Source organism: Donghicola sp. XS_ASV15, from assembly GCF_041224595.1.
Taxonomy (GTDB): Bacteria; Pseudomonadota; Alphaproteobacteria; order Rhodobacterales; family Rhodobacteraceae; genus Donghicola.
Genome location: NZ_JBGFGN010000129.1, coordinates 82,299 through 108,739 on the forward strand (window position 1 = coordinate 82,299; position 26,441 = coordinate 108,739).

The window sequence follows — 26,441 nt, forward strand, 5'->3', positions numbered from 1 at the left end:
CCGCAACCAAGAGGTTCCCAATAATTTTTTAGCCGCCAGCTTTGATGATCGCGTCAGCGAGCAAAGGCACGGTGGTTTTGTTCAGGCCGGCGATGTTGATACGCGAGTCGCCAACCATATAGATTCCGAAGTCTGCTTTGATCTTCTCGACGATCTCGGGCGAGAGGCCCAGACGCGAGAACATGCCGCGGTGACGCGCCACGAAGTCAAAGCGATCCGAGTTCGACAAACGCTTCAGTTCGTTGGCCAGCTGTTCGCGCAGCCCCAGCATCGACAGACGGACTTCTTCCAGCTCTGTCTGCCATTCGGTACGCAGGGTGTCGTCTGTCAGAACCATGGTCACCAGACGCGCACCGTGATCGGGCGGGAAGCTGAAGTTCTGGCGGTTCAGGAAGGCCAGAGTGCCTTGGGTCACAGGAGTCTGCGCTGCAGTTTCCGAGATCGCCATCAGGCAGCCGGTCCGCTCGCGGTACACACCGAAGTTCTTGGAGCACGAGGCTGCGATGATGGTCTCGGGGCAGCTCTTGGCAACCAGACGGGTGACGGCTGCGTCCTCTTCCAGACCGTCACCAAAGCCCTGATAGGCGATGTCGATCATGGGAACAGCGCCAACTTCGTTCAGCTTGTCCACGACGGTCTGGAACTGGTCCAGAGTCAGGTTCGCGCCGGTCGGGTTGTGGCAGCAGCCGTGCAGCAGGACGACGTCGCCCTTTTGCAGCTGGTTCAGGTCTTCCATCATGCTGTCAAAGTTCACCCCGCCCGACTGTTCGTCGAAGTAGCGGTAGGTGACGGTGGGCATGTTGATGAACTTCAGGATGCTTAGGTGGTTCGGCCACGTGGGGTCCGACACAAAGACGCGGGCGTCGGGGTTGGCCAAACGGATCGCTTCGAAGCCCTGACGGACCGCGCCGGTGCCACCGGGGGTCGCAACAGCTGCGATACGGTCACGGGCAACAACACCATCCAGAACCAGATTGATCATCGCGTCCGAGAATGCGGGATCACCGGCAAGACCGGTATAGGCTTTGGTTGTCTCAACCTCCCACAGCTGTTTCTCGGCGGTCTTGATTGCGCGCATCACGGGGGTGACGCCCTCGGCGTTTTTGTAAACGCCGACGCCAAGGTCGATCTTCTGGTCGCGAGGATCCTCGCGGTACGCTGCCATCAGCGCCAGAATTTTATCTGCGGGTTGGGGTTTGAGGTTGGAAAACATTATGCCTCTCCGGTGGCAATAGGAAGGGTGGGGAATGCGCCCCATTCGGCCCAGGAGCCGTCGTACAGGGCATGATCGGTCTTGCCCATGTGCTCCATCGCGAGGTTCAGGACGGCTGCGGTCACACCCGAACCGCAGCTGGTGATGACAGGCTTGCTCAGGTCGACGCCTGCTTGTTCGAAGACGGATTTCAGCGCGTCGGGCGACTTCATGGTGCCGTCAGCGTTTTGCACGTCCTTGAAAAAGACGTTCCGCGAATTCGGGATGTGGCCGGCGCGCAGACCGGGGCGGGGTTCTTCGACCTCGCCGCGGAAGCGGTCGGCGGCGCGGGCGTCAACGATCACCCAGTCGCCTAGTTTCGCAGCCGAGGACACCTCGGTCACGTCTTTGACCATCTGGTTCTGGCGGGTCACGGTCATGTGGCGATCGCGCAGGATGGGGGGTAGGTCTTCGGTCTCGCGGCCTTCTGCGACCCACTTGGGCAGACCGCCGTCCAGAACGGCAACGTCCATCTTGCCCATCAGGCGGAACAGCCACCATACGCGCGCAGCCGAGAACAGGCCCATGCCGTCATAGACAACGACCTGATGGCCGTCGCCCACGCCCATTGCCCGCAGGCGTGACATGAACTTTTCCACGGGGGGCGCCATGTGCGGTAGGTCCGACCGCTGGTCGCTGATTTCGTCGATGTCAAAGAAACGGGCGTTTGGGATGTGGCACGCTTCGTACTCTGCCTTGGGGTCGCGGCCCATATTAGGCAGGTACCAAGAAGCATCGATAATGCGCAAATCAGGGTCACGCAGGTGCGCAGCCAGCCACTCGGTCGAGACAATCACTTTGGGGTTGTCCATACCTCACCCTCCCTCAGAAGACAGCGATCCTAGAAAATACGGTGTTCTGTAACGCGTGGCAGGGGTCTGCTGCAAGCACCGAAGGGGGCAGACCAGACCGAAAAGGCCCCGTTTTTCCACAGTTTCGCGTGATGGCAGGTATCAACCGTTCTGTTTCAGCAAACGGCTCTTCTGGCGATTCCAGTCGCGTTTCGCCTCTGTGGCGCGTTTGTCGACGTTCTTCTTACCCTTGGCGATCCCGATTTTGAGCTTCGCGATGCCACGGTGGTTGAAGTACATCACCAGCGGAACAAGCGTCATGCCCTTGCGCTGTGTCAGATTCCATAGATCGGCCATTTCCTTGCGCGAGACCAGCAATTTGCGGCGGCGCCGCTCTTCGTGACCCCAAGTCTTTGCCTGCTCATAGGGGGCGACATAGCTGTTGATCAACCACAACTCGCCATCTTCGACGCTGGCATAGCTTTCAGCGATATTTGAGCCACCTTGGCGCAGGGATTTCACCTCGGACCCATACAGTTGAAGACCGCATTCTATGTCATTCTCGATGGCATAGTCGTAGCGGGCACGCCGGTTTTCGGCGATGACTTTGTAGTTCGGGTCAGATTTGGTTTGTTTATTGGCCATGGTCGCGTTGTGTTACAGGGGTCTTGAGGGGCTGTCCACTCTTGGGAATGGGCATATGGGGCCTAACGCGCGAAATCCAAGAAGCGTTGCATGGCCGCGTTCCCCGCTGTAGGCCAAATTCCATGACGCGCTTGATCTTGTTCAACAAACCCTATGACGTTCTGACCCAATTCACCGATCGCGGAAATGCGGACGGCCCAAGGGCAACGCTGTCCGACTACATTCGAGTGCCGGGGGTGTATCCCGCGGGGCGACTGGATCGAGACAGCGAAGGGCTGCTCTTGCTGACCAACAACGGCAAGCTGCAGGCGCGGATCAGCAACCCTAAGAACAAGATGCCCAAGACCTATTGGGCGCAGGTCGAGGGCATCCCCGATGCAGCCGCCATCGCCGCCCTGCGCAAAGGGGTCGAGCTGAAGGATGGCCTGACCCGCCCCGCGCAATGCGAACTGATGGACGAACCCGAAGGCCTGTGGGAGCGCAACCCGCCGATTCGCGTGCGCAAGTCCGTGCCCGATAGCTGGATCGCACTGACGATCACCGAGGGTAAAAACCGGCAGGTCAGACGCATGACAGCCGCAGTGGGGCATCCCACACTGCGGCTGATCAGGGCAAAAGTCGGTGAATGGTCTTTGGAAGGGCTCGCGCCGGGTGAGTGGCGCGAGGCAGTGGCCCAAAAACGTTAGATCAGTTCGGCGTGTGCCATCGCCATGTCGATCTTGGCGCGGGTTTCTCCGCTGATCGGCAGCAGGGGCAGGCGGACTTCTTCGTCGCACAGACCCAGACGGGACATCGCGTATTTCGCGCCCGAAACGCCCGGCTCGATAAAGATCGCCTCGTGCAGGGGCATCAGCTTGTCCTGATACTCCAGCGCTTTGGCGTAATCACCTGCCAGTGTCGCCTCTTGGAACTCCGAGCACAGCTTTGGCGCGACGTTTGCGGTGACCGAGATCGCGCCGACGCCGCCATGTGCGTTGAAGCCAAGCGCAGTCGCATCTTCGCCCGACAGCTGGCAGAAGTCCGCACCGCAAGACGCGCGCTGCTTGCTGACGCGGCTGATGTCGCCGGTTGCATCTTTGACGCCAATGATGCGCGGCAACTTGGCCAGTTCACCCATGGTTGCGGGGCTCATATCGATGACCGAGCGGCCGGGAATATTGTAGATCACGATCGGCAGCGCGCAGGCTTCGTGCAGGGCGGTGAAGTGTGCGATCATGCCCGCTTGGGTCGGCTTGTTGTAGTAGGGGGTCACAACCAGAACCGCATCCGCACCAACCGATTCGGCGTGCTGGACCAGACGAATTCCTTCGCGGGTGTTGTTGCTGCCCGCGCCTGCGATCACGGGGATGCGGCCAGCGGCGGCTTTGACCACCTCTTCAATGACGGTTTCGTGCTCTTCGTGGCTCAGGGTCGGGCTCTCGCCGGTGGTTCCGACGGGCACCAGACCGTGGCTGCCCTGATCAACGTGCCAGTCGACAAGTTTCTTCAAGGTCTCCATATCCAGCTCGCCGTTCTTGAACGGCGTGACTAGGGCAGGAATAGAACCTTTGAACATGACACGCTCCTTTAGAATAATCGTGCGGACCCACTGCGGGCTGCATCTGTGCAGCGCCCCATACCAAGGCGACGTGGCCTTGCCAAGTTTGTGAATTGCGAACAGGCCGATCACTGGTAGGTTTAAATGAAAAAGTGGCTGAGCAGCATGACCCATATCTTGAAACGCTGGTGGACCGGTGCCGTTTTTTGCGCGGCTCTGATCCCGACTGTTGCGCTGGCGGACTTGCGTCCGCCGCACACCATGGACCTTGCTTTGGATGCGGTCCGCGCCAAAGATTGGTCCAGCGCACTGACCCTTGCCCAAAAGGACGGACAGGTCGGGACGGATATTGTCCTGTGGCATTACCTGCGGTCTGGCGAAGGTAATGCGGATCTGGTGCTGGACTTTTTGGGGCGTCGATCTGATTGGCCGGGCATTCCCCTGCTGAAGAAGCGCACTGAAGAAATCATCGCAGATCAGGCTGACGCTGCTCAAACCTTGCAGTTTTTTCAATCACATACCCCTGAGACAGGCGTCGGTGCACTGGCCTATGCGGCAGCTTTGACAGCCTCGGGGGATCGCGCGTCGGCGGATGCTGTATTGGTGCGCGCTTGGCTCACGCTGGATATGGATGCAGAGGCGCATGACGCGTTTCTCGAGCGGTACGCAGACCTATTAGGTCAGTATCACACGGCACGGATGAACATGCTGCTTTGGGAAGGTGCCTATCCCGAAGCAGGGCGGATGATGGCGCTGGTGTCCGAGGATTGGCGCGCTCTCGCAGCTGCGCGAATCGCGCTGCAGACGGACAAAGGCGACGTGGATGCCCTGATCGCCGCAGTGCCCAACCGGTTAGGTGGAGATGCCGGTCTGAGCCATGATCGTTTCAAATGGCGATTCGACAAGAATTACACCGACAGTGCCCGTGACCTGTTGCTTGAGCGGTCAGAGCGAGTCGAATTGCTAGGTCAGCCTGAAAACTGGGCCTATCTGCGCCGTGTTCTTGTGCGCCGCGAATTGCGCGAGGGGACGCCTTCGGTCGCATATCGTCTGGCGTCCAGCCACCATCTGACCGGTGGGTCGAACTGGGCGGATCTGGAGTGGCTCGCGGGGTACGTTGCCCTGCGCTACCTGCAGGATCCCGCCAAGGCACTCGAGCACTTCAAAGCGCTAGCCATGAACGTCGATAGCCCGATTTCCAAGGGACGGGCAGGGTACTGGATTGGCCGCGCCTACGAGGCGCTGGGGGATATGACCGCCGCGCAGCTTGCTTTCGAAACGGCGGGTACACAGCAGACGAGCTTCTATGGACTACTGGCGGCGGAACGTGCTGGTCTGCCGTTTGATGAAGCTTTGGCCGGTGGTCCGATTGATCCTAACTGGACCAGCTCGGCCTTTGTTGGCTCGTCTCTATTCGAGGCAGCGAGTGTATTGATCGCGGCGAACGAGCGGTCTTTGGCTGAACGGTTCGTGATTCAGATGGCCGAGACACTGTCCGAGCAGGAGCTGGTCGCTCTTGGGGATGCGATGCTCGCAATGAACGAGCCCCATCTGGCTGTGATGGCGGGCAAAGAGGCAGCGTCGCGCGGGATCGTGCTGCCGCGGGCCTATTATGCGCTGCACCCGATAGCGAAGCGATCGCTGGATATTTCGCCCGAGTGGGCGTTGGCGATTGCACGGCGCGAGAGCGAGTTTGATCCTTGGGTGGTTAGCCCTGTGGGTGCGCGTGGCTTAATGCAACTGATGCCGCGCACCGCACAGGCAATGGCAGAGGTCAAAGGCGTGCCCTTCCGCGAGCGTGCGCTGCTGTCCGAGCCTAATTATAACGCGACGCTGGGGGCTGCTTATCTGGCAAAGCTATCGCGAGACTTTGGGAACAATCCGATGTTCATGGCAGCGGGCTATAACGCAGGTCCAAGTCGTCCGGCTCGGTGGATTGAACTGTTTGGTGATCCAAGAGCTGGGGCGATTGATGTGGTGGACTGGGTAGAGATGATCCCCTTCAACGAGACGCGGAACTACGTGATGCGCGTGACCGAAAGTCTGCCGATCTATCGCGCGCGGTTGGGCAAAGAGCCTTTGCCGATCCCGTTCAGTCAGGAACTCGCGCAATGAGTTGGTAAAATGAGAGCGGCCCAAAGGCCGCTCGCTTTGTTTTTGAATTTGAGTATTTGGGGCAAAAAGAAGCTGGGTTAACCCTTTTGTGCCTGCTGTTGTGCCCGCCAGAGGGTGAAGAGCCCTGCGCATAGGATGATTGCGACTCCGATGGCGACGTTCAGGCGGATGGTTTCGCCGAACACCAGAATGCCGAGGGTCGAGGCAAAGACGAGTTGCAGGTAGGCAAAGGGCTGGACCGAGCTTGCTTCGGCGACCTCGTAGACTTTGATCAGAGTATAGTGGCCTGCTGCCCCTGTTAGGCAAAGCGTGATCATCCAGCCCCAATCTGGCGCTGTCATCGGTTCCCAGAACCAGATGCCGATCGCGGTCATTGCAACCGCGCCAGTCGTGCCAGTCCAGAAGAAGCTGGTCGCCGAACTGTCTTTGCGCGCGACATAGCGGGTCAGCAGACCATACAGCGCGAACATCAAGGCAGCGGCCAGAGGGATGAGAGCGTAAGGAGAAAAAACGCCGAAGCCGGGCTCTAGAATGATGAGCACGCCGACAAAGCCGATGGCGATGGCCAACCAGCGGCGCCATCCGACGGATTCGCCTAGTACGGGGCCAGAGAGGGCCGCGACCAGCAGTGGGTAGGTGGCGAAGACGGCGTGGCTTTCTACGAGGCCGAGGTAGACGAAGCCCGTGACCATGACGCAGATTTCGAACGCGAGGAGAAGACCGCGGAAGCCTTGGACCAGAGGCTGGCTGGTAGCGGCAGCCGCGCGAAGGCCGCCTGCTTTGCGGGTCGCGATGGTGATCACGAAGGCGGCAAAGAACCAGTAGCGGATCATAACGACCATAAAGACGCTGTAGTTTTCCGCTAAGTGGCGCGACAGGCCATCCTGCACCGCAAAGATAAAGGTGGTCAGGACCATCAGTGCGATGCCGAGGCGGGTGTTTTGCTGTGTCATTTGGCCTCTGGGATGTGGGCGATGGTCATGTGGCGTTTGCGGCCGTAGCCGGGGATGCGTTCGACGGTGAAGCCTGCTTCGGTCAGATTGCGACGGACAAAGCCTGCGGCAGTATAAGTGGCTGCGGTTCCGCCTGCCTTCGTGTGCTGCGCGACTGCGGTCATCAGTGATGCTTCCCAGAGTTCGGGGTTTTTGGCCGGTGAGAATCCGTCAAGGAACCACGCATCTGCGGCACCCTGCCAATTTTGCAGGGTTTCGCGGGCATCGCCTTGGACCATGGTGAACGACAGATCAGCGGTCTCGAACCGAGGCGTGCCTAATTGATCTGACAGTTCTTCGGCCAAGGGCATGATATCGGGGAATGCAGCCAGCGCCCGCATCATATCGGGCAGGGCCATGGGAAAGGCTTCGAAGGTGGTGAAATGCAGGCGGCCCGTTTGTCCCGACCGACGCCAGAGGGACAGTGCCATCAGCAGATTCAAACCCGTGCCAAACCCCAGTTCGGCGATATGGAAGTCAGGCCGAAAACGGTCAGGTAGGCCATTGCCTTGCAAGAACACATAGGCTGTCTCGGCCATGCCGTTCTCGATCGAGAAATAGGGATCGTCGAACTGGCGAGACACTGGGATCGTGCCATCGCGCCAATCCAGCTCGGCAGCATTCTGGCTCTGCATGGAAAAATCCTTTAGCGAAGGGGGCAATAGCCGAGAATTGGCGGGAAGTCGGAGTTTTGGCAATGGCCGAAATCACAGTGTACGGGGCGGGCGCCTTTGGTCTGGCGATCGCATGGGAATGCGTGCGGCGCGGGGCCAAGGTGCGTGTCATTGATCCTTTTGGGCCGGGGGCTGGGAGTTCAGGCGGAATTGTAGGGGCGCTCGCGCCGCATACGCCAGAGAACTGGAATGCAAAAAAGGACTTTCAGTTTCGTTCACTGCTCGCTGCGGGGGCGTTCTGGGCAGAGGTCCAAGAGGCGGGGGGCTTGTCTGCTGGCCATGCGCGGGACGGGCGGTTGCAGCCGATTGCGGACGACCGTGCCTTGGCATTGGCCAAAGCGCGTGAGGTGTCTGCCGCCGAGTTATGGGAAGGACAAGCCGTCTGGCGCGTGATTCCAAGGGCCGAAGCGGGGGACTGGGCACCAGTGTCTGCGACGGGCTACTTGATCCACGACACATTAAGTGGGCGGATGCATCCGCGGCAGGCCTGCGATGCCCTTGTCGCGGCTGTTCAGGCCAAGGGCGGAGAAATCGTGACCGAGGGCCCCGAAGAGGGCGCTGTCATCCATGCGACGGGGTGGTGGGGTCTGAAAGCCTTGTCCGAGAAGTACGGCAAGTCGGTCGGGAATGGGGTCAAAGGGCAGGCGGCCTTGTTCGATCTCGACCGAAGCGGTCTGCCGCAACTCTATGCGGATAGTTTGCATATCGTGCCGCATGCGGATGGGACCGTGGCGGTCGGATCAACCAGCGAGCGGGAGTTTGACGCGCCGGACACGGTGGATGATCAGCTGGAGACGGTGATTGAACGCGCGCGGGCAGCCTTGCCCGAGTTGGCGGAAGCCCCTGTTCTGGCGCGGTGGGCTGGTGTCCGTCCGCGGGCCAAGAGCCGTGCGCCGATGCTGGGGGCATTGCCCGATGCGGATGGTCAGTTCATTGCGAATGGCGGATTCAAGATCGGGTTTGGCATGGCACCCGGCGTGGCGCGGGTCATGGCAGATCTGGTGCTGGAGGGACGCGATGGCATCCCGCAGGGCTTCCGTGTCGAAGACAACCTTTGAGGTGACTGCCGCGCCATTGAGTATTTCTTGCAAAAAGAAGCCGCACGGTGCGCAGGCGAAGTGAACGGGCTGCGAAAATCTGTGTGGGGCGGTGTTTGAGGGCTTGTCAGGATGAGGAAATCTGGCAATCTCCGGCGTAACGCGGGGCGATGGCGTCGCCCACCAAGACGCGTTTGTTCGTCCTGTACGCCGGGACCTTCTTTTGAGGAAAAGGAGGTCTGAATTGGACCGTCCCGAAAACTATCGCTTTCACAACGGCACCGAAGCCGTTCTTCCCTTTGCTACCGAAGAGTATGAGGTCCGTTTAGCCGGACTGCGCCGGATTATGTCTGATCTGGGGGTCGATGTGGCAGTGTTCACGTCCATGCACTCGATCGCATATTACTCTGGATTTTTGTACTGTGCCTTTGGCCGGCCCTACGGGTTGGTCGTCACGCCCGAAACGAGCGTGACTGTCAGTGCAGGGATTGATGCGGGTCAACCGTGGCGCCGCTGCTATGGCGACACCATCACCTACACCGACTGGCAAAGGGATAACTTCTGGCGCACGATCGCGCAGCTGTCTGGCTCGGGCAAGGCGATTGGCTATGAAGAAGATCACCTGACACTGCAGGGTATGGAGAAACTGAAGGGCTTCCTGTCGCCCGCGTCAGTCGTCCCGATTGCTGCCGCCGTGATGAAGCAGAGGTTCCACAAGTCGCCCGCCGAGATTGCTCTGATCCGGCATGGGGCGCAGGTCGCCGATGTGGGGGGCTATGCCATCCGTGATGCGATCAAGGCAGGTGTGCGCGAGATCGATGTCGCAATGGCGGGCCGTGATGCCATGGAATTGGAGATCGCCAATCGCTTTCCTGATGCGGAATATCGGGACACTTGGGTCTGGTTCCAGTCGGGGATCAACACGGACGGCGCGCATAACCCTGTGACGGGGCGCGTGCTGGAGCGTGGGGATATCCTGTCGCTGAACACGTTCCCGATGATCTCCGGCTACTACACTGCGCTAGAGCGGACGTTGTTCGTGCAGGAAGTGGACTCCGCCAGCCTGAAAATCTGGGAGGCCAACGTGGCTGCCCATGAATACGGGATGTCCCTGTTGAAACCGGGTGTCAGCTGTGCCGAGGTCACCCATCAGATCAACGCCTTCTTTGCCGAGAGAGATTTGCTGCAGTACCGGACCTTTGGCTACGGGCACTCATTTGGTGTTCTGTCGCACTACTATGGCCGTGAGGCAGGGCTGGAATTGCGCGAGGATATCGACACCGTTCTGGAGCCCGGCATGGTGATCAGCATGGAGCCGATGCTGACGATCCCGAACGATCAACCGGGTGCGGGTGGATATCGCGAACATGATATCTTGGTCATCAACGAGGATGGCGCGGAAAACATCACCGGTTATCCCTACGGTCCCGAGACCAACGTGGTGGGCTAACCCCACTGGACTTTGGCGCCCCTGACCGTCAGTGTGGCGCCAAAGACATTTCCGGAGGCTCTGACATTGGCCTACATTCGTTGGACGATTACCATTTTATTCTGGGTGCTTGTGGCTGGGTTCCTGCACTACACACTGCCACAGACGGACATTGTTCGGATCACCGACACCTATGAAAAGCGGCAGGACTTCACCAATGTGAACCAGTACTTCTGGGCCTCGCCAGAGACGGAGCAGCAGGCGCTGTCGGCCTCGCGCGATGTGTTCTTTATCCAGGCCTTCCGCGAGGATGGCGAGCCGATGATCTATCGCAACGAGGATACCGGCTGGGGCTGGCCGCCTTACTTTAAGTTCGACACTGCGAACCTGCAGGCACGTGCCAGTGACCTGATTTCCAAGAGCAACGAGGCGAACCCCACTTGGGTCGCGATCCGCCACTACGGTTGGCGCAACGAGTTCATCTCGATCTATCCGAACGCCACCAGCCTCAAGGTCGTGGCAGGTCCTGATGTCCGCGTCATCCCGTGGACCTCGATCATTATTCTGATCGTTCTGGCTGTCCTGTTCCTTGCGATTTTTGCCCGTTGGCGCAGGTTCAAGGCGCGCCGTCTGGACCCCGTCTTCGACAGCGAAGAGGATCAGATGCAGCCCGTAGACACTTATTCCAACGGCATCGGTGCACGTCTGCGCCGTTGGTGGCGCGGCAAGGGTGATTAAACCGGTAGGGCGGTGGTCTTGAACACCGTCCGAAGGGCGAAAGAGCTTTGCATCTGTGCGACGCCGGGTAGGCGGGTCAGGTACTGGCGGTGGATGCGGGCGAAATCTTCAGTGTTTTCGGCAACGACTTTCAGGATGTAGTCCGCTTTGCCTGCCATCAGATGGCATTCCAATACTTCGGGTACGCGGCTGACGGCGGTCTCAAAGGCCTCTAGCACGTCGTCGGCCTGTGTCTGCAAGGTGATCTCAACGAATACGGTCGCTGGCACGCCCATTTTGCGTGCGTCCAGAAGGGCGACGTAATCCTTGATGTAGCCGTCTTCTTCCAGCCTCTGCACGCGGCGGTGACAGGCCGAGGCCGACAGGTGGATCGCATCGGCGAGTTCGGCATTCGAGATGCGCCCGCGGCGTTGCAGGGTATGAAGGATGCGGCGATCTGTCGGGTCGAGGGTCATCTGATCCAGATTCTTGCGTCAAATTTTAGATTTGGCGAAGAAATTGCCGCATTTCAGAGACAGGGTACAGCGAATTCGAAGCGATGTGCCGTCGTTCCTTGGTAGTATGAAGAATGCGGGCGAAACGGGTTCCGGTTGCAGGCCCATTTACTTTCCGCCTTTGCATGATGTTCACCGAATTTGGCGGTCCTTCTGACCGATCCAAAGACTAAGGGCCGGTTGATGAACCGGCCCCTTTTTTATTTCTTCAGCAAGTCGCGGATTTCCATCAGAAGTGCGATGTCCGGTGGAGTGACGGGTTTCTCCTCGGGTTTGGCGACTTCTTCTTCTTTTTTCGCAGCAGACTCTTTGATTCGGTTCACACCCTTGACCATCATGAACACCACGAAGGCGATGATCAGGAAGTTAATAACAGCCATCACAAAGCTACCGATTGCAAAAACAGGCGCACCTGCTTCCTTGGCGGCTTCAAGGGATACATATTCGTTGCCGTCCATTGAGTAGAACCAACCCGAGAAGTCGATACCACCGGTAAAGAGTGCAATGATCGGGTTCATCAGGTCGGCAACAATCGACTGGACGATTGCGGTAAACGCCGCGCCAACGATGATACCGACAGCCATGTCCATCACGTTGCCGCGGGCAATAAAGTTTTGGAATTCTTTAAACATCTCGCACATTCCTTTGGCGGGCTACGCTAGCCCGTGTGACTGGTTAACGATCGCATTGTGCCAGATGTTTCAACAAAAATCACTTTGACGTTCGATCAGGCGTGAAATTGAGGATGTGATCCGGTGCCGTTAGGTCAGGCAAGTTGCGTGGATCCGCGAGCGGAGCACCTACTACTTGGGTCATCGGAATAATACCGGCCCAGATCGGCAGGTCATAATCGGCGTCATCGTCGACCGGCGGACCCGAGCGGGCCTTGGCGCTGGCTTCTGTGATTTCCAGACCCAGAATTGTCGTCGCCTTGATTTCTTGCGGTTGCATGGGGCGCAGAACCTCGGTCCGGCCGGGCCACAGGTGTTCAACAAAGGCATCAAGACGCGCGGCCTTCTCCTCCTCGGGCACTTTGAACGCGCGGCCGAACAGGGTCGCGGACCGATAGTTGGCCGAGTGGTGAAACGCAGAGCGCGCCATGACATAGCCGTCAATAATCTGAACGCTCAGGCATACCTCGGCATCAGCTGTCTTGCGGAGCATGCGGCTGGCTGAGCTGCCGTGCCAGTATACATGGTTACCTTCGCGCCAGTGGAAGGTGGGCGTGACGTAGGGTTTGCCATCAATGGTGTACCCGACACTGCATTGGGTCGTGGCGTCTAAAATGTCGTAGATGGACTGCGGGTCGTAGCTGCCGCGCTGGTGCTCGCGGCGCAGGCGGGTGCGCTCTGTCGGGGTCATGGGTCTATTCCTGTCTTGTTGCCTGATGAGTAGCGCGATATTGGACCTATCGAAATGACCAATAAATCCGCACATAGTATATCCAATTTTCAGGCCGCCCTGTTTGCTTTGTCTCTGGACCGCGAGGCCGCAACGCCTTTGCACGTCCAACTCGCCGAGGCGCTGCGCGACATGATCCAGCAAGGCAAAGCCGCCCCGGGTGCGCGCCTGCCAGCGAGCCGGATGCTGGCGGCAGAACTGTCGATCTCGCGGATCACGGTGCTGACTGCGGTCGATCAGTTGATTGCAGAGGGCTATCTGGAAACGCGGCGCGGTGCGGGAACGTATGTGGTCAACGATCTGCCCGACATGCCTGCTTTGCCGCCAGAGCAGTTGCGTACGCCGCCCGCGCCGCCGCCTCCACCCTTGCGCCCGTTCCAGCCCGCGTTGCCGGATTTAGAGAGCTTCCCCCATGTGGAATGGGCGCGGCATCTGGAGCGGACGTGGCGTTATCCCCACCCCGCGCTGACGGGAGTGCCGGACCCGATGGGCTGGATGCCCTTGCGCGCGCAGATTGCGGCGCATCTGTCCGCATGGCGCGGCATCCAAGCACGACCAGAGCAGGTGGTTATCACGTCCGGCGCGACAGAGGGATTTGAATTGATCACGCGCGCTTTCTTGGCGGCAGGTGATCCTGTGGTGATCGAAGACCCGTGCTTTGCCCCAATGCGCGCGGCTCTGATCCGTGCTGGAATGAAGGTTCGAGCCTGCCCTGTAGATGGCGAAGGGCTGGATATCGCAAATGCCCCGACCGAGGGCGCGAAGCTGGCCGTTTTGACCCCGTCTCGGCAGTACCCAACTGGTGCGACCCTGCCTTTGGCGAGGCGCGCGGCGGCGCTGGAGTGGGCCAGCCAGTCAAACGCATGGATCATTGAGGACGACTATGACGGTGAATTCCGCTATCGTGGGCAGCCGTTGCCGGCCTTGGCAAGTCTGGATCGGGCAGGGCGCGTGTTCTACCTGGGCAGCTTTTCGAAACTGCTGAGCCCTGCTTTGCGCTTAGGGTATTTGGTGGCGCCGGAACACACTTTGCCGGGTCTGTTCCGCGCGATGGCAGAGACGGGAGCGCGGGCCTCTGTCGTGCCACAGCCTGCTTTGGCGGGGTTCATGGAGAGCGGAGGGTTCTCGACCCACCTGCGCCGGATGCGCCGGACCTATGCCAAACGCCAAGAGGTTCTGCGGAACGCTTTGGCCGGACACGAAGACTGGATCATTGCCCACGCCGAGGATGCGGGGATGCACCTGTGCTGCACTTTGGGGCCTCGGATGAGGGGCGTGCATGATACGGTGATCGCTGCGGCGGGGGCCAAAGTGGGGCTGACCTTGCGGGCTTTGTCGGCCTACAGCACTCAGCCAGAGCCGCGGCAGGGGCTCGTTTTGGGCTACACCGCCTTTGCTCCAGAGGTTCTGGAGGAGGGGGCAAAGACCTTGATTGCGATGCTTCAGGAATTGGGGCGCTGAAACGTAAACGGCGCCCGAAGGCGCCGTATCATCAAGTGAAAGTATTGTCGCGGGGGAAGCCGCGCGGGGCCATACGCCCTGCGGTCGCCCGTTTGCCGATCCACTCCGCTAGGTCGTTTTCTGTGCGTGTGCGGCCTGCGGGGTCCTTCCACGACAGACCATTTGCCAGCGTAAAGGTGGTGGCATCTGACAGCCCGCCATCCTTGTACTTTTGGAGACGGACGCCTTTGCCGCGGGACATTTCGGGCAGCTCTTCGATTGCAAAGACCAGAACCTTGCGATTCTCGCCGACGACCGCCACGTGGTCGCCATCGACGGTTTTGCAGATCTTGGCGCGGACGTCACCTTTGACGTTCAGCACCTGTTTGCCGCTGCGGGTCTGCGCGACCAGATCGTCCTCGGGGGCGATGAAACCGTCACCCGCGCTAGAGGCCAGCAGCAATTTGCGACCGGGCTTGTGAATGAACAGGTCCACAATCTCGACGTCATTCGGAAGGTCTACCATCAGACGCAGCGGTTCGCCCATGCCGCGTCCGCCAGGCAGGTTCGCTGCCGACACGGTATAGAAGCGGCCATTCGTTCCCAGAACCAGTAGGCGATCTGTGGTTTCCGCGTGGAAGACAAAACGCCCTTCGTCGCCGTCCTTGAACTTCAGCTTCGAGTCCAGCGCCACATGGCCCTTCATCGCGCGGATCCAGCCCATTTTGGAGCAGACGACAGTGATCGGCTCGCGGTCGATCATCATCTCCAGCGGGACCTCTTCGATTTCGGTCGCTTCGGCGAACTGGGTGCGGCGGGCGCCAAGAGCAGTCTTTTTTCCAAACTCTTTGCGCACTTCGCGCAGTTGTTCCGCAATGCGGGCCCACTGCAGTTCGTCACTGCCAAGCAGTTCGACCAGACCTTCGCGTTCTAGACGCAGATCGTCACGCTCTTTGCGAAGCTCCATTTCCTCGAGTTTGCGCAAGCTGCGCAGACGCATGTTGAGGATTGCTTCGACCTGATTTTCGTTCAGGAAGACGCCGCCACCCCAATCTTCGGCGAGCATGACGGCTTTGGGATCGTCCTCGGTCCGAATGATCTGGATCACGCGATCAAGGTTGAGGAAGGCAATGATATAGCCTTCCAAAACTTCCAAACGCTTGTCGATCTGGGCCAGGCGGTGACGCGAGCGGCGTTGCAGCACGTCGCGGCGGTGATCCAGAAACGCGCGCAGAACTTCCTTGAGCGAGCAGACCTTGGGCGTCACGCCATCGATCAGCACGTTCATGTTCAGGCTGAACCGGATTTCCAGATCGCTGTTGCGATACATCATGCCCATGAGCATTTCCGGATCGACGTTCTTGGACCGTGGCTCGAGGATCAGGCGAATGTCATCAGCCGACTCGTCACGCACATCAGCCAAGAGCGGAACCTTCTTGGTCTGGATTACTTCGGCGATCTTTTCGATGAGCTTGGACTTGGCGACCTGATAAGGAATTTCGGTTACAACGATCTGCCAAGTGCCGCGCCCCAGATCCTCAACTTCCCACTTGCAGCGCAGGCGGAAGGATCCACGGCCAGTCTCGTAGGCCTTGAGGATGTTCTCTTTGGGCTCGACGATGATGCCGCCGGTCGGGAAGTCCGGTCCGGGCACATAGTTCAGCAGAGTCTCGTCCCGCGCATCCGGCGTCTTGATCAGGTGCAAGGATGCAGCGACCAGCTCGTCGATGTTGTGGGGCGGAATGTTGGTCGCCATGCCGACCGCGATACCGCTGGCGCCGTTGGCCAGCAGGTTCGGGAAGGCTGCGGGCAGTACAACAGGTTCCTGCAGCGTGCCATCGTAGTTGTCGCGATAATCGACGGCGTCTTCGTTCAGTCCCTCCAGCAGGGCTTCGGCGGCGGCGGTCAGACGGGCCTCTGTGTATCGGCTCGCCGCAGGGTTGTCCCCGTCGATGTTGCCAAAGTTGCCCTGACCATCGACCAGCGGATAACGGACGTTGAAATCCTGCGCTAGTCGGGCCATCGCGTCATAGATCGCGCCATCCCCGTGGGGGTGATAGTTGCCCATCACGTCGCCCGAAATCTTGGATGATTTGCGGAAGCGTCCGTTCGGGCTGAGCCGCAGTTCCCGCATCGCATACAGGATGCGGCGGTGCACAGGCTTCAGACCATCACGCGCGTCGGGCAGGGCCCGGTGCATGATAGTGGACAGCGCATATTGCAGGTATCGCGACCCCAGCGCCCGGCGTAAAGGCTCGGTCGAGGAACGGGGCTGCTCTGGTGTTGTGTCGTCGTCGATGTCGCTCATGGCAGTTGTAGTACAGCGCCGCCGAGGGACGGTAAAGCGCGTAGAATTCTTCGCAGGTCAGGAATTCACGCAATGAATTTGTAAAAATTATCTGCGAGTAAAATGGAACCATTTCCGGTATTATATGTTGAATTTTCGAATTTCATTAAATCTAGGTAATATAACAATGTGGCGCTTAATCGTCGTGACTTTTGCATTTTTGGCATTTGCTCTTTACGAGTTGAGCGGTGGAAGCAATTTCCAACCGCAGGTAGCCACCGCCAAGGTGCAGCATCTGACCCCGCTGAAAACGGTGGAAGCCGAAGCTATCGTTCCAGATATCCCAATGATGGGAATGCGTAAGCCTGAGCCAAAGAAACAGGTGGATATCACACTTGCCAGCATGGACATTCCAGCGGACACCCCTGCATTGATGAAGGAAGTGACGGCCGTTGATGCGACTGTCATGCCGGCTGTCGCGGTCGATACTGCGCTGACTGATACCGAAGTGTCGCCCCGAGATATTCGTAAGGTAACCGGACGTCGCGTGAACATGCGTCAGGGACCTGGAACACAGTTCAGTGTGGTGTCCAGTCTGGGTGCCGGTGACGAAGTCGAAGTTTTGCAAACCCCCGGCAACGGTTGGCTCAAACTGCAGGTTGTATCTACAGGTCGCATCGGCTGGATGGCGGACTGGCTTGTTAGCGAAGCTGCACAGTAAGCCACGCATTGATTCCCTCGGATCGTGCCGTCATGGTGCCGCCAGGTTTTGGAGGTTACATGGCGGCACGTTCTATTTTAATCACAGGCAGTTCCAGCGGCATCGGTTACGCCGCAGCGCATGATTTGAAGGCGCGAGGATGGCGGGTGTTCGCGTCCTGCCGCAAGGCCGAAGATTGCGTACGCCTGAAGGCCGAGGGCTTTGACTCTCCCCAACTGGACTATGCTGATCCGGATTCAATCCGCAGCGCGCTGGCAGAGGTGCTGGAGGCGACAGGCGGCACTTTGGACGCGCTCTATAACAATGGTGCCTTCGCACTGCCCGGCGCAGTCGAGGATCTACCGCGCGGCGGGCTGGAAGAGTTGTTCCAGACCAATCTCTTTGGACCCCATGACCTGACGCAACTAGTGCTGCCCATCATGCGCAAGCAAGGGCACGGGCGGATCGTGAATTGCTCTTCCGTGCTTGGGCTGGTCGCGATGCCGTGGCGCGGGGCATATGTCAGCAGCAAGTTCGCGATGGAGGGGCTGACTGATGTACTGCGTCTGGAGATGCGCGGCAGCGGCATTCATGTGATCCTGATAGAGCCCGGTCCAATCACCTCTAGGATCCGGCAGAACGCGATTCCGAAGTTCGAGAAGTGGATCGACTGGGAAAATTCACCGCGTGCGGATCAGTACCGCAGTCAGTTGCGCAAGCGCTTGTACGAGGACCGAGGCCCCGACAAGTTCGAACTGCCCGCCAGCGCGGTGACCAAGAAGCTGATCCATGCGCTAGAAGCAGAGAAGCCGCACCCGCGCTATTTCGTGACCACTCCGACCTATATCGGAAACATCCTTAGGCGTATCCTGCCCACACGACTTTTGGACAGGGTGACCGCAGGAGGCTGAGGCAAATTGCGTGTTCGCTTTTTGACGCAAACCGCCTATCTGCGGGGAAACATCAAAGGAACCTATTATGGCCAATGATCCACTGTTTTACGTCGTCGCGATCGCGTGCTTGATCGTTCTGGGCATCTTGATGTTCGGCATCGGAAGCTTCGCCAAGGGCGGCGACTTTAACCGCAAGCACGCCAACCGCATCATGCGCTATCGCGTGGCAGCGCAATTCGTAGCGGTGATTCTGATCGTCGGCTTCGTATACATCCGTCAGAAATTCGGAGGGCAGTGATGGTTGTTCTGAACAAAATCTACACAAAGACCGGGGACGCGGGTGAAACCGCGCTTGGCAATGGCAGCCGCGTGGCCAAGCATTCGCTGCGTGTGACGGCGTATGGCACCTCGGATGAGCTGAACGCCGTGATCGGTGTCGCGCGTTTGAATGCCGAGGGGATCATGGACGAGCGCCTCATGCGCATCCAGAATGACCTGTTCGATCTGGGGGCCGATCTGTGCCGGCCTGACATGGCCAAGGACGCAGAGTCCGAATACCCGCCGCTGCGGATGGTCGATGCCCAAGTCGCGCGTCTGGAGTCGGAAATCGACGAGATGAACGCTGATCTGGCCCCTCTGCGCAGCTTTGTCCTGCCGGGTGGCAGTGCTTTGGCGGCGCACCTGCATGTATGCCGCACCGTTGCGCGGCGCGCAGAGCGCTTGGCCGTCGAGCTGTTTGGTGTCGGAGAGGTGAACCCCGCTGCTGTGAAATACTTGAACCGGTTGAGTGACTGGTTCTTTGTTGCGTCGCGGGCGGCCAACCAGAACGGCGCGGGCGATGTCTTGTGGGTGCCGGGCGCCAATCGTTGAATGTCGCGGCTGCGGTGCGTCCTGTGCTGATGAGTATTTAGGCAAAGCAGAAAGCGCGGGACTGGGCAGATTCGTCGCATAGGACCATGGGACGACTCGCCATGTGCATTGCGGCGCAGCATAAATCATTCGAAACGCGGCGTCCGATGGCGCTAACGTGACGTTTTTGCTCTGTTTCGGCCTGACCTGAACCGTTATCAAGGCTGAGACGAACGGGATAAGGGCACGGTAGAGTGTCCATGAACTCAATGGGAGAGACACGCAAATGAAGGTTTTGGTGCCTGTCAAACGCGTGATCGACTACAACGTGAAAGTTCGCGTAAAAGCGGACGGTTCGGGTGTCGATCTCGCAAACGTAAAGATGTCGATGAACCCCTTCGATGAGATTGCCGTCGAAGAGGCCATCCGTCTAAAGGAAGCCGGCAAAGCCGACGAGATCGTTGTTGTCTCGATCGGTGTGAAACAGAGCCAGGAAACCCTGCGCACAGCTCTGGCGATGGGCGCGGATCGCGCGATCCTCGTGACCGCAGCAGATGATGTCCACACCGACATCGAGCCACTGGCTGTTGCGAAAATCCTCGCAAAGATCGTCGAGGAAGAAGCACCCGGTCTGGTGATGTGTGGCAAGCAAGCCATCGACAATGACATGAACGCGACCGGCCAGATGTTGTCGGCGCTGTTGGGGTGGGGTCAGGCGACCTTTGCTTCGGACGTCGAGATCGACGGCGATGCAGCGAAAGTCACCCGCGAAGTGGATGGCGGACTGCAGACCATCAGCGTCAAGCTGCCCGCAGTCATCACCGCTGACCTGCGTTTGAACGAGCCGCGCTATGCGTCGCTGCCCAACATCATGAAGGCAAAGAAGAAGCCTTTGGATGAGAAGACAGCAGCAGACTACGGCGTCGACACCGCCCCCCGCCTGACCATCGTGAAAACCGGTGAGCCTGCGGCGCGTGAAGCCGGCATCAAAGTGGGTTCGGTTGACGAGCTGGTGGCGAAACTCAAAGAAGCAGGAGCTGTATAATGGCTGTTCTTCTGATCGCAGAAGTTGCGGGCGGCGCACTGGCCGTTGACGCAACCGCAAAGGCCCTGACCGCCGCCAAGGCGATGGGCGATGTGACCATTCTGGTGGCTGGCGAAGGTGTTGCCGATGCGGGCGCCGCAGCGGCCACTCTGGACGGTGCAGCCAAGGTTCTGGTGGCTGACGACGCGGCCTATGGCCACGATCTGGCAGAAAACCTGGCGGATCTGGTGCTGTCGATGGCTGGTGACTACAGCCACATCGTTGCGCCTTCGACCGCGGCAGCTAAGAACGCGATGCCCCGCATTGCAGCGCTTTTGGACGTGATGATCCTGAGCGACGTCATTGGAGTCGTCGATGCGGATACTTTCGAGCGTCCGATCTACGCTGGCAACGCGATCCAGACCGTGAAATCTGGGGATGCGACCAAAGTCATCACCATCCGGACCTCGACTTTTGACGCAGCAGGTCAGGGCGGTTCGGCAGCGGTCGAGACCATCTCGGGCGCGGGCGACAAGGGCCTGTCCTCTTGGGTCGAAGACAAGCTGGCCGAAAGTGATCGTCCCGAGCTGACCTCGGCTGGCATCGTTGTGTCGGGTGGCCGCGGCGTCGGTTCCGAAGAGAACTTTGCCATGATCGAAAAGCTGGCAGACAAGTTGAACGCGGCTGTTGGCGCATCGCGCGCCGCCGTGGACTCGGGCTTTGCGCCGAACGACTGGCAAGTTGGTCAGACCGGCAAAGTCGTGGCGCCGGAACTCTATGTTGCTGTCGGCATCTCGGGTGCGATCCAGCACCTCGCGGGCATGAAAGACTCCAAGGTCATCGTCGCGATCAACAAAGACGAAGAAGCCCCGATCTTCCAAGTCGCAGACTACGGTCTGGTCGCTGACCTGTTCGAAGCTGTCCCTGAGCTGACCGAAAAGCTCTGATCGCTTCGATTTTATGAAACGGATCAAAGGCTCGCCGCTTGGCGGGCCTTTTTCCTTGTGTGGGGGGCTGGCTCTACACGGTCGCGCAAGAAAAAATCGTGATCGGCGTGGTTGCAGCAATGAAAAAATCTATGTGCTAGACGGGTGGTAACCGCCCTTGCATGGGCGTCAGGGGCGGTCCATCCTCTGGCGGAAACCACAGGAGACTCTTCTATGGAAGTGAAAAAAGTCGGTATTGTCGGGGCAGGCCAAATGGGGAACGGCATCGCACACGTGTGTGCGCTTGCGGGCTACGAGGTGCTGGTGAACGACATTTCCCAGGAAGCGTTGGACCGTGGCATCGCGACCGTGCGCAAAAATTTGGATCGCCAAGTCAGCCGCGAGAAGATCAGCGAAGCTGAACGTGAAGAAGCGATGGGCCGGATTGCGACGACCCTTCAGCTAAAGGACTTGGGCCAGACCGATTTGGTGATTGAGGCGGCTACCGAGCGTGAAACCGTGAAGGTTGCGATTTTTGAGGATCTGGTGCCGCATTTGCAGCCGCACACGATCCTGACGTCAAACACCTCTTCGATCTCGATCACGCGGCTTGCGAGCCGGACCGACCGCCCCGAGAAGTTCATGGGTTTCCACTTTATGAACCCTGTGCCGATCATGCAGTTGGTCGAGTTGATCCGAGGTATTGCCACGGACGAAGAGACCTACAAATCCTGCCTGCAGGTGGTCGAAAATCTAGGCAAAACCGCGGCGAGCGCCGAAGATTTCCCGGCGTTCATTGTGAACCGTATCCTGATGCCGATGATCAACGAGGCCGTTTATACCCTGTACGAAGGGGTCGGAAACGTGCGCTCCATCGACGAGTCGATGAAGCTGGGGGCAAACCACCCGATGGGGCCGCTGGAGCTGGCTGACTTTATCGGTTTGGATACATGTTTGGCGATCATGAACGTGCTGCACGATGGTCTGGCGGACACGAAATACCGTCCTTGTCCGCTGCTAACCAAATATGTCGAGGCCGGATGGCTGGGTCGCAAGAGCCAGCGGGGCTTTTACGACTATCGGGGCGAGACGCCTGTTCCGACGCGGTGATTTAAGGGGCCTGAGCGGCCCCTTTTTTTGCCTCCGGCGGGGGTATTTTGCCAAGGAGAAGATCAGGCGAGCAGACCTTTGGCCGGTTGGATGACCGCAGCGTCGATTCCGCGCCAGTTTTTCTGGATTTTGTTCAAGCGGACTTGGGCGAGTGGATGGTTCGGGTCCAGAACGCCAAGGCGGGCGAGGAGCGCAGCGATTGCGCATTCTGAACCCCGCGTGCCGCCGTCCATGATTTTGAGAGCGATGCCGAGGCCTTGGTCAGGAAGCATTGCGACAAAGACAGCTTCGGCGCCAGTTTTGATGGTGACGGGCGCGGTCACCGCAGACATGAGTTCTGTGCAGGCGCGGCCCGTTCCGGCGACGAGTTCGGGATGTTTGAACATGGCGTTGCGCAGACGGGCTTGGGCCTTGCTACGGGTATCGCTGCGCTGGTGGGCGGTTGCGAAACTGGCCATCGCCCGCGCTAACCCAAGGACCGAGGTTGCGAAGTTCGGCGCAGAACATCCGTCAATCCCGTAACCCGGACTTTCCATCTGTGTAACTTCTTCGAACGCGTCTTTGCAGGCGGTTTGAGCGGGATGGGTCGGGTCGATGTATTCGCTGTGCCCGCCCAAGTGCCGGTTGAGGGTCAAAAAGCCCGTGTGCTTGCCCGAGCAGTTGTTGTGGAGTTGGCAGGCCGTCTTGCCAGAGTCGCGCAGACGATGTCGCGTTTCGGTATCAGAGGGCGGCTGCACACCGCAGCGCAAGTCACGTTCGCCGAGTCCGATTGTATCGAGCCACGCGGCGACTCGGTCTGTGTGCTGCGATTGTCCTTGGTGCGAGGCGCAGGCCAGCGCGAGTTGTTCGGTGCCGAGACCGACCGCGTCGGCGGCCCCTGACTCCATAAGGGGCAGCGCTTGTATCATCTTGGCTGAACTGCGGGGATAGATGATCGCGTCAGGATCGCCCCAAGCCTCTGTGATTTGGCCAGTTCCGTCGCAAATGACCGCATGGCCGTAGTGCACGCTTTCCAGAATTCCGTTGCGCCAGAGCTCTGCCAAAGGGGCGGGATTGTTCATATTCACGACTCCGTTTGGTGATGGCGGAAAGCCGCCATGGGGGCTTTATCCTTTAGGATGTTTTAAGCTACAGTCCGGTCGTCGAGATGCAAACGGTCCGCGCGCAAAAGCATCCGCTTCTTGCGCAGGATAGACCGAAAAGAAGAGGCAAGTCAGCTTGGAGGCTGGACGTATGAAATCATTATTCGCGCGTGGTGTTTTCGGGGCGCTTTTTGCTGTCTGCGCTGCGGGTGCGACGGCTCAGCAGGTTTCGAATAACCAGGTGGCCGCCAAAGAAGACTGGTACGTCTATACCGGAGAAAACCCCACGGAATGTTGGGCTGTGTCGATTCCTAAGTCGATCGTAAACACGCGTGACGGCCGTGAAGTGAACGCGACCCGTGGTGAAATCCAGTTGATGGTGTTCTTCCGCCCCGCGCAAAGTGTGAGCCAGCAAGTGGCGTTCTCTGGGGGCTATCCCTTCCGCGACGGCTCGACGGTGACGGTCGATATCGGCGGAACGAAGTTCGAGATGTTCACGCAGGGCGAATGGGCTTGGCTGCCCAACCAGTCCGAGGACAACAAAATCGTCAACGCGATGAAGCGCGGCGCGACCGCGACCGTCGTTGGCATTTCGTCCCGCGGGACGACCACGACAGATACCTTCTCGCTGACCGGCTTTACTGCCGCAGTCGAGGATGCGGCGACACGCTGTAACCAGTAAACGCGCCGCGCATAACTGCCATGACAAGGGCCGGACACCCACGTGTTCGGTTCCTTTTGTGTTTTTGTAACGAATCCGCTAAAAGGCGCGCTCAGCCCAAAGGATTAGCGCAATGACGGCCTCTGCACCGATCACTCAAGACGTAATGACCATTCCCCGCAAGCTGCCCGAGGGCGGCAAAGTCAACATCGTGGGGCAGACACGGGATCAGCTGCGCGAGTCGTTGCTGTCGATTGGCACGCCTGAGAAGCAGGCCAAGATGCGCGTGAACCAGATTTGGCAGTGGGTCTATCAGTGGGGCGTGCGTGACTTTGGGGCGATGACCAATCTGGCCAAAGCCTATCGCCAGCAGCTGGACGACAATTTCGTCATCGAAATCCCAGAGATGGTCAGCAAGCAGGTGTCCTTGGATGGTACCCGCAAATATCTGGTGCGGATCGCGGGCGGTCACGAGGTTGAGGTGGTCTACATCCCCGAAACCGATCGCGGCACGCTGTGCGTTAGCTCTCAGGTCGGGTGCACTCTGACCTGCTCGTTCTGTCACACTGGCACGCAAAAGTTGGTTCGGAACCTGACGGCAGGCGAAATCGTGGGTCAGATCATGATGGCGCGTGATGATCTGGACGAATGGCCCCAGCCCGGTGTCGGTACTGGCGATGCGGGTCCTCGTCTGCTGTCCAACGTTGTGCTGATGGGCATGGGCGAGCCGCTGTACAACTTCGACAACGTGCGTGACGCGATGAAGATCGCGATGGATGGCGAAGGCATCAGCCTGTCGCGCCGCCGCATTACCTTGTCCACCAGCGGTGTTGTTCCCGAGATCGCAAAATGCGCCGAAGAGATCGGCTGTATGCTGGCCGTTAGCTTCCATGCGACCGAGGACGAGACCCGCAACAAGCTGGTTCCGATTAACAAGCGTTGGAACATCACCGAACTGCTGGACGCCCTGCGCGCCTATCCCAAGCTGTCGAACTCTGAGCGGATCACCTTTGAATACGTGATGCTCAAGGACGTGAATGACACCGATGCGGATGCACGCCGTCTGGTCAAACTGATCAAGGGTATCCCTGCCAAGATCAACCTGATCCCGTTTAACGAGTGGCCCGGTTCGCCCTATCAGCGCTCTGACTGGGAACGCATCGAGGCGTTTGCCGACATCATTTACAAAGCCGGTTACGCCAGCCCGATCCGTACGCCGCGTGGCGAGGACATCATGGCAGCCTGTGGTCAGCTGAAGTCCGCGACAGAGCGCCAACGCAAGTCGCGCGCGCAGATCGAAGCAGAAACCCAAAACGGTTAACTCTGCGACAGACTGTCATGGAACAAATTCCGTCCTTCGCATGTTGGTTTGGTCAATAAGCGAGGGCGAAATATGACATTACACTTTCAAGAGCTGCCTGCGCCTGTAACGGTAGATGGTGCGGAACGACATATCGGCGTTGAAGTCGAATTTGCTGACCTGAACGAAGAGCAGGCCGCACACATTCTTTCAGAGTCTCTTGGAGGCACCGCCGAGCGCGTCAAAGACAATGATTGGAAGGTCGCCGGGTCGAGCCTTGGCGACATTCAGGTGTATCTCGATACCGTTTACCGCACTGCCGACAAGTCCATGCTGCGCGATCTGGGCCTGAAACTGGGTCGAGAAGTGATCCCCGTCGAGATGGTCACCGACCCACTCACCCTGAAACAACTGGGTGAGTTGAACCGCGCACTCGGTGCCTTGAAAGACGCGGGCGCTAAGGGGAGCGGGGACGGCTGGTACTACGGTTTCGGCGTTCACCTGAACGTTGAGATTGTCGAAGACACGCCCTCGGCCGTGCTAAAGCCGCTGCTCGCTTATGCTTTGATCGAGGATTGGATGCGCGAGGCGCGCCCTATTGAGGCAACGCGCACCGTATTGCCTTGGACCGACGCATATCCCACCGCACTGGTCGAAGAGCTGATCCTGCTCGGTACTGAACCGTCAGATCGAGCGCTGGTTGAAACTTACACCAGACATTGCCCTGATCGGAACCGTGGCCTCGATATGCTGCCGATCTTCAAGGCGCTCTGGCCAGAAATTCTGGTCGACTCCATCGGCGCCGACAAAGTTGATGGCATTTCTGGTCGCCCGACCTATCACTTCCGTTTGCCCGACAGCCGGATTGACGAAGACGCATGGTCGCTGGAAACTGAATGGAACCGCTGGCTGCTGGTCGAACAGGTCGCCGCCAAGGATGATCTTCTGACAGAGCTGTCGGATGCCTGGCTCGAGAAGCACGGTGCAATTACATTGTCGCGCCAGCCTTGGGCCGAACGGTCTGGCGACATTCTCTCCAAGCATGGACTGGCGTGAGGTGACGT

General features: G+C 59.0%; 27 protein-coding genes. 16 read left to right on the top strand and 11 right to left on the bottom strand.

All coding sequences use genetic code 11. From position 1 onward, the window contains the following. Nucleotides 1–28: 28 nt before the first annotated feature. The 3 genes from AB9K37_RS08730 to smpB form a co-directional block, all read right to left on the bottom strand. Nucleotides 29–1,213, bottom strand: a complete 1,185-nt coding sequence (locus tag AB9K37_RS08730; protein WP_369837288.1) for an aromatic amino acid transaminase — start codon at nucleotides 1,211–1,213, stop codon at nucleotides 29–31. Further along, complete coding sequence (sseA, locus tag AB9K37_RS08735; protein WP_293708240.1) at nucleotides 1,213–2,064, bottom strand: 3-mercaptopyruvate sulfurtransferase; 852 nt, start codon at nucleotides 2,062–2,064, stop codon at nucleotides 1,213–1,215. The genes AB9K37_RS08730 and sseA overlap by 1 nt, the downstream gene beginning before the upstream one ends. Nucleotides 2,065–2,205: 141 nt before the next feature. After that, nucleotides 2,206–2,688, bottom strand: coding sequence for an SsrA-binding protein SmpB (smpB, locus tag AB9K37_RS08740; protein WP_369837292.1), 483 nt, complete (start codon nucleotides 2,686–2,688; stop codon nucleotides 2,206–2,208). 122 nt (nucleotides 2,689–2,810) lie between these two features. Here smpB and AB9K37_RS08745 point away from each other — a divergent pair, with 122 nt between their 5' ends. Continuing rightward, nucleotides 2,811–3,374, top strand: a complete 564-nt coding sequence (locus tag AB9K37_RS08745) for an rRNA large subunit pseudouridine synthase E (RefSeq protein WP_369837294.1) — start codon at nucleotides 2,811–2,813, stop codon at nucleotides 3,372–3,374. On the opposite strand, the gene dapA is transcribed toward AB9K37_RS08745, so the two are convergent. Further along, the gene (dapA, locus tag AB9K37_RS08750) at nucleotides 3,371–4,243 is read right to left on the bottom strand and encodes a 4-hydroxy-tetrahydrodipicolinate synthase (protein WP_369837297.1); all 873 of its coding nucleotides are present in this window, start codon (nucleotides 4,241–4,243) and stop codon (nucleotides 3,371–3,373) included. The two genes, AB9K37_RS08745 and dapA, sit on opposite strands and share 4 nt — an antisense overlap. A gap of 126 nt (nucleotides 4,244–4,369) precedes the next feature. Between dapA and AB9K37_RS08755 the strand changes: the two genes are divergently transcribed. Next, complete coding sequence (locus tag AB9K37_RS08755) at nucleotides 4,370–6,340, top strand: lytic transglycosylase domain-containing protein (RefSeq protein ID WP_369837300.1); 1,971 nt, start codon at nucleotides 4,370–4,372, stop codon at nucleotides 6,338–6,340. Nucleotides 6,341–6,417: 77 nt separating this feature from the next. On the opposite strand, the gene AB9K37_RS08760 is transcribed toward AB9K37_RS08755, so the two are convergent. Together AB9K37_RS08760 and mnmD are read right to left on the bottom strand one after the other, a co-directional pair. Beyond that, on the bottom strand, nucleotides 6,418–7,293 hold the full coding sequence (locus tag AB9K37_RS08760) for a DMT family transporter (RefSeq protein ID WP_369837303.1): 876 nt from the start codon (nucleotides 7,291–7,293) through the stop codon (nucleotides 6,418–6,420). Next, on the bottom strand, nucleotides 7,290–7,967 hold the full coding sequence (gene mnmD / locus AB9K37_RS08765; RefSeq protein WP_369837305.1) for a tRNA (5-methylaminomethyl-2-thiouridine)(34)-methyltransferase MnmD: 678 nt from the start codon (nucleotides 7,965–7,967) through the stop codon (nucleotides 7,290–7,292). Before mnmD ends, AB9K37_RS08760 begins: the two co-directional genes overlap by 4 nt. Before the next feature lie 56 nt (nucleotides 7,968–8,023). Here mnmD and AB9K37_RS08770 point away from each other — a divergent pair, with 56 nt between their 5' ends. From AB9K37_RS08770 to AB9K37_RS08780, 3 genes are all read left to right on the top strand, one after another. Continuing rightward, nucleotides 8,024–9,064 carry an NAD(P)/FAD-dependent oxidoreductase gene (locus AB9K37_RS08770; RefSeq protein ID WP_369837307.1) on the top strand — a complete coding sequence of 347 codons (1,041 nt, stop codon included), beginning with the start codon at nucleotides 8,024–8,026 and terminating at the stop codon, nucleotides 9,062–9,064. 223 nt (nucleotides 9,065–9,287) lie between these two features. Further along, nucleotides 9,288–10,493 carry an aminopeptidase P family protein gene (locus tag AB9K37_RS08775; protein ID WP_369837309.1) on the top strand — a complete coding sequence of 402 codons (1,206 nt, stop codon included), beginning with the start codon at nucleotides 9,288–9,290 and terminating at the stop codon, nucleotides 10,491–10,493. Nucleotides 10,494–10,559: 66 nt separating this feature from the next. Then, nucleotides 10,560–11,210: a DUF1523 family protein gene (locus AB9K37_RS08780; protein WP_369837311.1), complete on the top strand. Its 651-nt coding sequence runs from the start codon at nucleotides 10,560–10,562 to the stop codon at nucleotides 11,208–11,210. Here AB9K37_RS08780 and AB9K37_RS08785 read toward each other — a convergent pair. From AB9K37_RS08785 to AB9K37_RS08795, 3 genes are all read right to left on the bottom strand, one after another. Then, nucleotides 11,207–11,665 (bottom strand): Lrp/AsnC family transcriptional regulator, encoded by a 459-nt coding sequence (locus AB9K37_RS08785; RefSeq protein ID WP_072708818.1) that lies wholly within the window; start codon nucleotides 11,663–11,665, stop codon nucleotides 11,207–11,209. The genes AB9K37_RS08780 and AB9K37_RS08785 overlap by 4 nt on opposite strands. Before the next feature lie 239 nt (nucleotides 11,666–11,904). Then, the gene (mscL, locus tag AB9K37_RS08790; protein ID WP_369837313.1) at nucleotides 11,905–12,336 is read right to left on the bottom strand and encodes a large conductance mechanosensitive channel protein MscL; all 432 of its coding nucleotides are present in this window, start codon (nucleotides 12,334–12,336) and stop codon (nucleotides 11,905–11,907) included. A 79-nt stretch (nucleotides 12,337–12,415) separates the two neighbouring features. Next, on the bottom strand, nucleotides 12,416–13,066 hold the full coding sequence (locus AB9K37_RS08795; RefSeq protein ID WP_369837316.1) for a pyridoxamine 5'-phosphate oxidase family protein: 651 nt from the start codon (nucleotides 13,064–13,066) through the stop codon (nucleotides 12,416–12,418). Nucleotides 13,067–13,120: 54 nt separating this feature from the next. On the opposite strand from AB9K37_RS08795, the gene AB9K37_RS08800 reads away from it, so the two are divergent. Further along, on the top strand, nucleotides 13,121–14,566 hold the full coding sequence (locus tag AB9K37_RS08800; protein ID WP_369837319.1) for a PLP-dependent aminotransferase family protein: 1,446 nt from the start codon (nucleotides 13,121–13,123) through the stop codon (nucleotides 14,564–14,566). Between the two features lie 31 nt (nucleotides 14,567–14,597). Here the strand turns inward: AB9K37_RS08800 and parC are convergent, their stop codons facing one another. Further along, nucleotides 14,598–16,853: a DNA topoisomerase IV subunit A gene (gene parC / locus AB9K37_RS08805; RefSeq protein WP_369837321.1), complete on the bottom strand. Its 2,256-nt coding sequence runs from the start codon at nucleotides 16,851–16,853 to the stop codon at nucleotides 14,598–14,600. Between the two features lie 166 nt (nucleotides 16,854–17,019). On the opposite strand from parC, the gene AB9K37_RS08810 reads away from it, so the two are divergent. From AB9K37_RS08810 to AB9K37_RS08840, 7 genes are all read left to right on the top strand, one after another. Continuing rightward, nucleotides 17,020–17,553, top strand: coding sequence for an SH3 domain-containing protein (locus tag AB9K37_RS08810; protein ID WP_369837324.1), 534 nt, complete (start codon nucleotides 17,020–17,022; stop codon nucleotides 17,551–17,553). Between the two features lie 59 nt (nucleotides 17,554–17,612). Beyond that, nucleotides 17,613–18,443, top strand: coding sequence for an SDR family NAD(P)-dependent oxidoreductase (locus AB9K37_RS08815; protein WP_369837327.1), 831 nt, complete (start codon nucleotides 17,613–17,615; stop codon nucleotides 18,441–18,443). Between the two features lie 67 nt (nucleotides 18,444–18,510). Next, nucleotides 18,511–18,723: a twin transmembrane helix small protein gene (locus tag AB9K37_RS08820; protein ID WP_072708804.1), complete on the top strand. Its 213-nt coding sequence runs from the start codon at nucleotides 18,511–18,513 to the stop codon at nucleotides 18,721–18,723. Beyond that, entirely contained in the window at nucleotides 18,723–19,295 is a 573-nt protein-coding gene (locus tag AB9K37_RS08825) for a cob(I)yrinic acid a,c-diamide adenosyltransferase (RefSeq protein ID WP_369837330.1), read from the top strand. Before AB9K37_RS08820 ends, AB9K37_RS08825 begins: the two co-directional genes overlap by 1 nt. 265 nt (nucleotides 19,296–19,560) lie before the next feature. Then, entirely contained in the window at nucleotides 19,561–20,319 is a 759-nt protein-coding gene (locus AB9K37_RS08830; protein WP_369837333.1) for an electron transfer flavoprotein subunit beta/FixA family protein, read from the top strand. After that, a complete protein-coding gene (locus AB9K37_RS08835; RefSeq protein WP_369837336.1) occupies nucleotides 20,319–21,245 on the top strand; it encodes an electron transfer flavoprotein subunit alpha/FixB family protein in 927 nt (308 codons plus the stop codon). Before AB9K37_RS08830 ends, AB9K37_RS08835 begins: the two co-directional genes overlap by 1 nt. A gap of 213 nt (nucleotides 21,246–21,458) precedes the next feature. Next, on the top strand, nucleotides 21,459–22,334 hold the full coding sequence (locus AB9K37_RS08840; RefSeq protein WP_369837338.1) for a 3-hydroxybutyryl-CoA dehydrogenase: 876 nt from the start codon (nucleotides 21,459–21,461) through the stop codon (nucleotides 22,332–22,334). A gap of 62 nt (nucleotides 22,335–22,396) precedes the next feature. Here AB9K37_RS08840 and AB9K37_RS08845 read toward each other — a convergent pair whose 3' ends face one another. Beyond that, nucleotides 22,397–23,395 (bottom strand): asparaginase, encoded by a 999-nt coding sequence (locus AB9K37_RS08845; RefSeq protein WP_369837341.1) that lies wholly within the window; start codon nucleotides 23,393–23,395, stop codon nucleotides 22,397–22,399. A 172-nt stretch (nucleotides 23,396–23,567) separates the two neighbouring features. On the opposite strand from AB9K37_RS08845, the gene AB9K37_RS08850 reads away from it, so the two are divergent. From AB9K37_RS08850 to AB9K37_RS08860, 3 genes are all read left to right on the top strand, one after another. After that, on the top strand, nucleotides 23,568–24,098 hold the full coding sequence (locus AB9K37_RS08850) for an invasion associated locus B family protein (protein WP_369837344.1): 531 nt from the start codon (nucleotides 23,568–23,570) through the stop codon (nucleotides 24,096–24,098). A gap of 112 nt (nucleotides 24,099–24,210) precedes the next feature. Beyond that, on the top strand, nucleotides 24,211–25,398 hold the full coding sequence (rlmN, locus tag AB9K37_RS08855) for a 23S rRNA (adenine(2503)-C(2))-methyltransferase RlmN (protein ID WP_293708220.1): 1,188 nt from the start codon (nucleotides 24,211–24,213) through the stop codon (nucleotides 25,396–25,398). Nucleotides 25,399–25,470: 72 nt separating this feature from the next. Further along, entirely contained in the window at nucleotides 25,471–26,433 is a 963-nt protein-coding gene (locus AB9K37_RS08860) for an amidoligase family protein (RefSeq protein WP_369837347.1), read from the top strand. Nucleotides 26,434–26,441 lie beyond the last annotated feature (8 nt).